The organism is Nonomuraea sp. 3N208 (genome assembly GCF_052245935.1).
Classification (GTDB): Bacteria; Actinomycetota; Actinomycetes; order Streptosporangiales; family Streptosporangiaceae; genus Nonomuraea.
Genome location: NZ_JBQQBR010000106.1, coordinates 1 through 5,787 on the forward strand (window position 1 = coordinate 1; position 5,787 = coordinate 5,787).

General features: G+C 65.5%; 11 protein-coding genes and 1 pseudogene. 1 reads left to right on the forward strand and 11 read right to left on the reverse strand.

What is annotated here, in order from left to right; genetic code table 11:
* The 11 genes and pseudogenes from ACTWPT_RS59265 to ACTWPT_RS59315 all read right to left on the reverse strand — a co-directional run.
* Positions 1-394 (reverse strand): annotated as a pseudogene (locus ACTWPT_RS59265) (site-specific integrase); the annotation flags it as partial.
* Positions 395-398: 4 nt separating this feature from the next.
* On the reverse strand, positions 399-551 hold the full coding sequence (locus ACTWPT_RS59270) for a CopG family ribbon-helix-helix protein (RefSeq protein WP_347624618.1): 153 nt from the start codon (positions 549-551) through the stop codon (positions 399-401).
* Between the two features lie 99 nt (positions 552-650).
* Positions 651-833, reverse strand: a complete 183-nt coding sequence (locus tag ACTWPT_RS59275; RefSeq protein WP_443186352.1) for a helix-turn-helix domain-containing protein — start codon at positions 831-833, stop codon at positions 651-653.
* Positions 834-999: 166 nt separating this feature from the next.
* Positions 1,000-2,826 (reverse strand): FtsK/SpoIIIE domain-containing protein, encoded by a 1,827-nt coding sequence (locus tag ACTWPT_RS59280; RefSeq protein ID WP_443186353.1) that lies wholly within the window; start codon positions 2,824-2,826, stop codon positions 1,000-1,002.
* Entirely contained in the window at positions 2,823-3,167 is a 345-nt protein-coding gene (locus ACTWPT_RS59285) for a hypothetical protein (protein WP_443186354.1), read from the reverse strand. The genes ACTWPT_RS59280 and ACTWPT_RS59285 overlap by 4 nt, the downstream gene beginning before the upstream one ends.
* A 32-nt stretch (positions 3,168-3,199) precedes the next feature.
* Positions 3,200-3,388, reverse strand: coding sequence for a hypothetical protein (locus ACTWPT_RS59290; protein WP_443186355.1), 189 nt, complete (start codon positions 3,386-3,388; stop codon positions 3,200-3,202).
* A gap of 50 nt (positions 3,389-3,438) precedes the next feature.
* Positions 3,439-3,570 carry a hypothetical protein gene (locus ACTWPT_RS59295; RefSeq protein ID WP_443166016.1) on the reverse strand — a complete coding sequence of 44 codons (132 nt, stop codon included), beginning with the start codon at positions 3,568-3,570 and terminating at the stop codon, positions 3,439-3,441.
* Between the two features lie 7 nt (positions 3,571-3,577).
* A complete protein-coding gene (locus ACTWPT_RS59300; RefSeq protein ID WP_443186356.1) occupies positions 3,578-3,769 on the reverse strand; it encodes a hypothetical protein in 192 nt (63 codons plus the stop codon).
* Between the two features lie 3 nt (positions 3,770-3,772).
* Positions 3,773-4,132, reverse strand: a complete 360-nt coding sequence (locus ACTWPT_RS59305) for a hypothetical protein (RefSeq protein ID WP_443186357.1) — start codon at positions 4,130-4,132, stop codon at positions 3,773-3,775.
* A gap of 303 nt (positions 4,133-4,435) precedes the next feature.
* Entirely contained in the window at positions 4,436-4,651 is a 216-nt protein-coding gene (locus ACTWPT_RS59310) for a hypothetical protein (RefSeq protein ID WP_443186358.1), read from the reverse strand.
* 6 nt (positions 4,652-4,657) lie between these two features.
* On the reverse strand, positions 4,658-4,981 hold the full coding sequence (locus ACTWPT_RS59315) for a hypothetical protein (RefSeq protein ID WP_443186359.1): 324 nt from the start codon (positions 4,979-4,981) through the stop codon (positions 4,658-4,660).
* 232 nt (positions 4,982-5,213) lie between these two features.
* On the opposite strand from ACTWPT_RS59315, the gene ACTWPT_RS59320 reads away from it, so the two are divergent.
* Positions 5,214-5,741: a helix-turn-helix domain-containing protein gene (locus tag ACTWPT_RS59320; protein WP_443186360.1), complete on the forward strand. Its 528-nt coding sequence runs from the start codon at positions 5,214-5,216 to the stop codon at positions 5,739-5,741.
* Positions 5,742-5,787 lie beyond the last annotated feature (46 nt).

Below are 5,787 nucleotides of genomic sequence, written 5' to 3' on the forward strand. Positions count from 1 at the left end.
GGGTGGCCAGGTCGTTTGAGAGTTCGTCGAGCCACTCATCCACGTGATCCGCCCGTAGCTGCTGGAGCTTGAGTTTCCCCAGCCTGGGGATAACGTGCGTCTCGGCGAGGATGCGCAGCTTGGTGACGGTGCTCTCGGACCTGCCCTTGAGACCCTTGCTGAGCCAATCGTTGACGGCATCGCGCACGGTGTAGGTCTCCGATGCGGTGATGCCCGCCTCAAGGTCCTTGACGGCCTTGATCAGCTTGTCCTTGACCGCCGTCTTCGTCTTGGCCTTGCGCTTGAGGCGCTGGCGCTTGCCGTCTGGGCCGAACCCGAGGGAGATGGCTCCGGTGTAGCCGTCCCCCTCGGGGTAGATGGTCGCTTCGTACTTGCCGATCAGGATCTTGGCCAAGGGATCACCCCTTCTCGTGACGGTTGAGGTACTCCTCGATCGCCTTCCTGATCACCCACGACACATCTCGTTCCTGCGACTCGGCGTACCTGCGGAGACGGTCTTTCAGCTCCGTGTCCACCCGTACGGGAGGCAGGGTCGTTCGGTCGCTCGTCATTGACGGCTTCCTTTCGTGTCATGCAGTTATCAAGAGGCGCTTGCCGGTTGTGCAGCGGTGCCGCACAACCGGCCCTGTAGAACGTTGTAGCACGCCGCTCTACGCCTCGTCTATCGCTTCCAGCGAGGAAATGAAGTCGGCAAGGTGCCGGTCGGTGATCCGACGAAGTTTGCCGATCTTGATGCTCTTGAGCTGGCCGGTACGGAGAAGGAAGTAGACCTTGTCGCGTCCGATGCTCAGCATCTCCGCGACTTGTTCGACGGTGTATGCCTGCATGTGCATCCCCCCTCTCGTTCGTCGGGGTGTGCGGCTCCCTTCGTTGCGGGGGTTCCCGCGCACTATCGATTGCTACGGAGTGTGATCGTCCGTTCGTTTCGTCCGTCCGCGTCTGTCGCGCCCTATACACGCGCAGACGCGCGGACGAACGTGGATGACGGACGACGGACGATTACGGATCGTGTATCTCGGGGAGGGCGCGCCAGCGTCCCCGAGCGACCTGTTCGACCTGGCGCGCACGGCCCAGATCCTGAAGACGTTGGTAGACCCACGTGCGGCGCATGCCGGTTACGCGCATGAGATCACCGATGGTGACCCCGTCGCCGGGTGCCTGACTCAGCACGGTTGTCAGGGCCTCCTCAGCCTCCCGTACGGCGTTGTCGCGGGCGTGCCGAGGTGACGGTCGGACGGCGGGTTGTAGCGGCGTGGCGGGCATCTCGGCTGCGCGTTGCAGGGCTTGAGCAGATACCTCGTCGAGGGGTGGGCGGTGTTCGGCGTGCTGTTCGGCGGTGGCCTGTACGCGCGCGTCGTCCATCAGGTAGGTCCGCGCGCGGCGGGGAATGTCATGTTCCGGGGAGCTGATCAGGAACTTGCCGGGGGCGTCCAGCTTGTGCGGGTGCCATCCGGCCCTGACCATGCCCTGTCCCAGGATGAGGTCACCGTCGCGGGGTTCCCGGACCCGGAAGCACAGCCGGACATCCATCTGTGAGCGGACCGCGCTCTTGCCCATCGCGTCCTTGGACGGGCGTTGGGTAGCGGCGATCAGATTCACCGCTGGTGCGCGGCCACGTCGGGCGATCGAGTCGGCGTAGTCGATCGCTCGTGGTGCCTCGCTGGCCAACTCGGCGTACTCGTCGATGATGATGATCAGCGCGGGTCTGTCCGGCGAGGGTTCCCAGACGCGTTCGCCGCGTTGCGTGAGGTCATCGGCACGTCCGTCGAGAATGATCACGGCGTCGGCGAGCAGGGCTTCTGCCTCCTGCGGGGTGGTGGCCAGGCGATCGATGCACGATGCCCAGGGCAGCAGCTCCATGCCGCGTTTGAGGTCGACCGCCCAAAGGATCACATCTGGGCAGGCGGTCAGGTCCCCGAGCAGGACGTTCACGCCGCCGGACTTGCCCGCGCCGGACATGCCCGCGAACAGCCCGTGGCGTCGCAGGAGGGGGACGCGGACGGGCGCGCCGTCCTCGAACAGCCCCAGCTTGGCCGGTTGCGTGACGGAGCTGATGGAGGGGCCTGGCCAGGCGATGGCGTCGGCGTGCGGGTCGGTTTCGATCACTCGCACGTCGGCGCGGTTGGCCTTCTTGCTGGTCACCGGTTGGACGCGCACGCCGCCGCGTGTGGTGCCGAGCGCCGATTCCAGGCGGGGGATGGCGTTGACCGCGTCTTCGACGGTCTGGCCGACGCCCAGCCCGAGGCGGAAGCGGTAGCCCCATAGGTCCACCATGGCCGATTGGATGCGGGATCCGGCCAGGCCGACGGCTTGGGCGATGTCCGGCCAGGCGGCCAGCGTGCGCTCGACACGTACGCGGGCACGCCTGCGACGGTGCGCCCACCAGGGCACGGCCAGCACGAAAGCGCCGATGCCGAGCACGGCGGGCAGGGGCGCCGTGAACGGCCCCAGGTAGGCGGCCAGGGCGAGCCAGGTTCCGGCGAACGCCGTGGTGACGGCGGCATAGCCGCGTTCGATCGAGCGGGGGATGTTGACCCATCGGCCCCCGACGGCCAGCGCGCCCGCCATCCCGATCGTGCTGAGTGCGACGGTGGGCCACCATTCAGGGAACCATCGCCGCAGGGCCATGCCCGTGATCAGGACGGAAACGGCAACGGTGAGCGGGGCGAGTTCGGACCGGTAGCGCCAGGTCAGACGGGCAATTCCGGCGATGGCCAGGGGTGCGAACTCCAGGTCGTCGATCATGGCGACGGGTTGGACGCCGTAGCGGCGCATCCTGCGAGCGTTGCGGCGCATCTCATAGCGCGATGCCCGATGCTTGCTCATTGGCCCTCTCCGGCCGTCTCGGCGGGGTGGGCCTGGGCGTGCAGCTCGTCACGCACGTAGTACAGGGGGTCGTCGTCGCCGTCGTGGTCGGCCGCCAGGGTGGCGCGGATGGCGGCCAGCAGGTTGGCTCGCTGGTAGCGGATGCTGGCCAGTTCTGCGCGCAGGCCGGTGACCTCGTCGATCAGGGTTTCGATGTCGTCGAGGGCGGCGATGACGTGCGTCCAGATGGGGAGGAGGGGCAGGGGGTCTCGGGTGAGTGCCGCTAGGAGTTGAGCGGCGGTGGTGTTGCGGTGGGCAACCTCCTGAAGATCGGTGTGTGGGTAGGGGTGTCGATGGGTCATTAGGCATCACATCCTTCGGTTCGGGGACGGGGTCAGTGGCCGGTGATCCAGCTCAGGGCAGCGCGGAGGGCGGCGCGGATGTCAGGTGCGAGCGTGGTTGCGGCCAGCAGGAAGCCGAACAGCAGTGTGATCAGCGCGTGCCACCAGCGCAGGCCCAGGTAACGCCAGGCGATGAACACCAGCGCGCCGAACACGAGCACCAGCGGAACAGTCACGGTCATGGGGCTTCACCTCCTCTCACAGGAGTTCGGAGGGCTGGGGACGGAGGGGGCTAGATGCCGTCGTGCCGGGACTTGCGGCGGAACCAGCGCCAGCGGGCGCGGCACTTGCGGCATCGCCGGTTTCCGGGGGTGGCGTTGGCGCCGCACAGGCACCGGCCAGGCAGGATCGGGAGCGTGCGCATCAGGGCTTCACCTCCTCCCGGCGTAGGCGGTCTGCCGGCTGCGGTGGTCGTAGGTGCCCAGCAGGTGTCGGCTCAGGGTTCCGGTCGGGGCGTGGCGGCGATCCTCGGAGCGGATCACGACGACCAGCACCACGAAGAGCACGAGCGTGGCGACCCCCAGGAGCAGGGCCAGGAGCACGACGAAGAGTCCGAAGTCCACTGCTCACACCCCCTCGATGTCGTCGAGGGTGATCGCGTCACGGTAGGAGTCCAGCGCTTCGCGGCGGGACATCGCCGCCTGCGTGATCAGGATGGCTTCGTAACGGACCCTGCCGAACTCCGCACCGGCGACGTGGTGTCCGTTCTCGACCGTGGGCGTGGTGCCCAACACGGCGGCGATCCGCTCGACTTCGGCGATCGCCTCAGCCTCGCTGCGGGCGTCGGTGTCGTAGTTGGTGTGGACCGACACCCGAACCGTTCCGTACCGGGGAACGGGCACGTGCGGGTGGCTGTCCAGGAAGGTGGCCAGGGCGCGCAATCCGGCGATCAGTTCGCCGCGGTGGTGGCGCTGAGCTGTGTTCATCTAGATCACATCCCTTCCGTTTCCGGTGACCTACGAGGCGAAGGTAGGTTTCGGGGAAGGGGTGAACCCATCACGCGGTGTGATCATGTGATGAGATCAAAAACATCCGGCGATGAGATGGATTAGATCCTGTGGTGAGATAAGCCCCAGCTCACGGCGCGTGCCCACACAAGAGGACCCCCGACAGAGCCCCTTGGGAACTGGCGCTCTTGCGAGCGCAGAAGGGCTCTGCCGGGGGCGTTGACGCGACGGTGCGGGACACAGTGGGCAGGGCGTGAGAGCCGTCAACCGCACCGTCGCGCGTCAGGGAGGCCCGTCCATTCGCGTGCGAATTCGAGCCTGCAAATACAGGTGATACAGCCCAGTGGCGGTGTAACCGTCACGGATGTCATCGACATTCAGATCGAACCAGTCGAGGAATTCGACTCTCGAAAGCGCCTCGTATGTTGCGTGACGCTCCCCCAGCACGACCGCTTCGTGAGCGTCCGGATGGGCCTTGCTCCACTTCTCAAGTGCCACGCCCGATCACGACCCGTCCAGCGTGGAAGAACCTCTGGCACGAAGATCGCCGTAGCGGATGGCGATACGTTGAGCAGCCCGTTTCGGGTCTGCCGCGGGATGGCAGACATAGGTTGCGCGGGCGCGTCGTTCATTCCAGCCTGCACGCCACCAGAAGAGATCACCATTCGTCCACACGACCAGACCACGCCAGACCGACACCACGGCCAGCCCGTAGCCGTCGTTCACATCGGCCGTGATCCCGTGCTGGGCGAGCTCTCGTCTTAGCTGGTCAGCCACGGCAACCGGGTCCATGGAGGTGAGGCGTATCGGCTCGTGCTCCCCAGTCATGGAACCGGCCTCCCGCAACTCCGCTTTCCCGAGCAAAGGAACGGGCGGAAGCCAGACAAATGCGGATCTTTGAAACTGCCTCAGATCAGCTCTGACCTGCGCCACGAACTGATGTGAGGCTTCCAAGCAAACCGGTTTCGCAGAATCTCACCGTGATATCTCACGGTGTGATGGACTTGAAGAGCTTCACTTATCTCGAAAGGCTGCGCTACCAGGGGAACGGAACGCCGCCATGACCGTTGACCAAGAGCGAGTGCGACAAGTTCTTGAGACTGTTTTCGCACGTCAGGACATGGAAGACGTGTGCAAACAGCGTGATCTCGGCGGAGTGATCCGCATCCTCACCAAGTACGGCATCACCCAAGGGCAGATCGCGAACTTCACTGGGATCCCCCAAGGGCGCATCAGCGAGTACAAGAGCGGCAAGCGCATCCCGACCGCAAAGCATACATTTGAGGCGTTCGCTGACGGTTTGGGCATGCCTGCTCCCTTGCGTCGCCATTTGGGCTTGGCGTCCTCCGGTGGCAGAGGCGGTGCGCAGGTCGTCAGTGACGGTGTCCAGATCCCCACAGACACTTTCGACTTGCAGATCTTCGCTGAAGCGATCGGGAAAAGGGGCGAGCCGTTGAAGCGCCGCGAATTGCTGGCCATGGTCGCACAACTCGGTGCCCAGTCAGCTCTAGCGATCTTTGGTCTCGCGTTTCTGGACGTTTGTGTCAAGTTTCACGACGCCCGAGGGAGCCGCGCTTGGGCGGCGTAGTCGTCGACGTGCCGGGTGATGGTCTTGAGCGCGGCGCGGAGTTCGG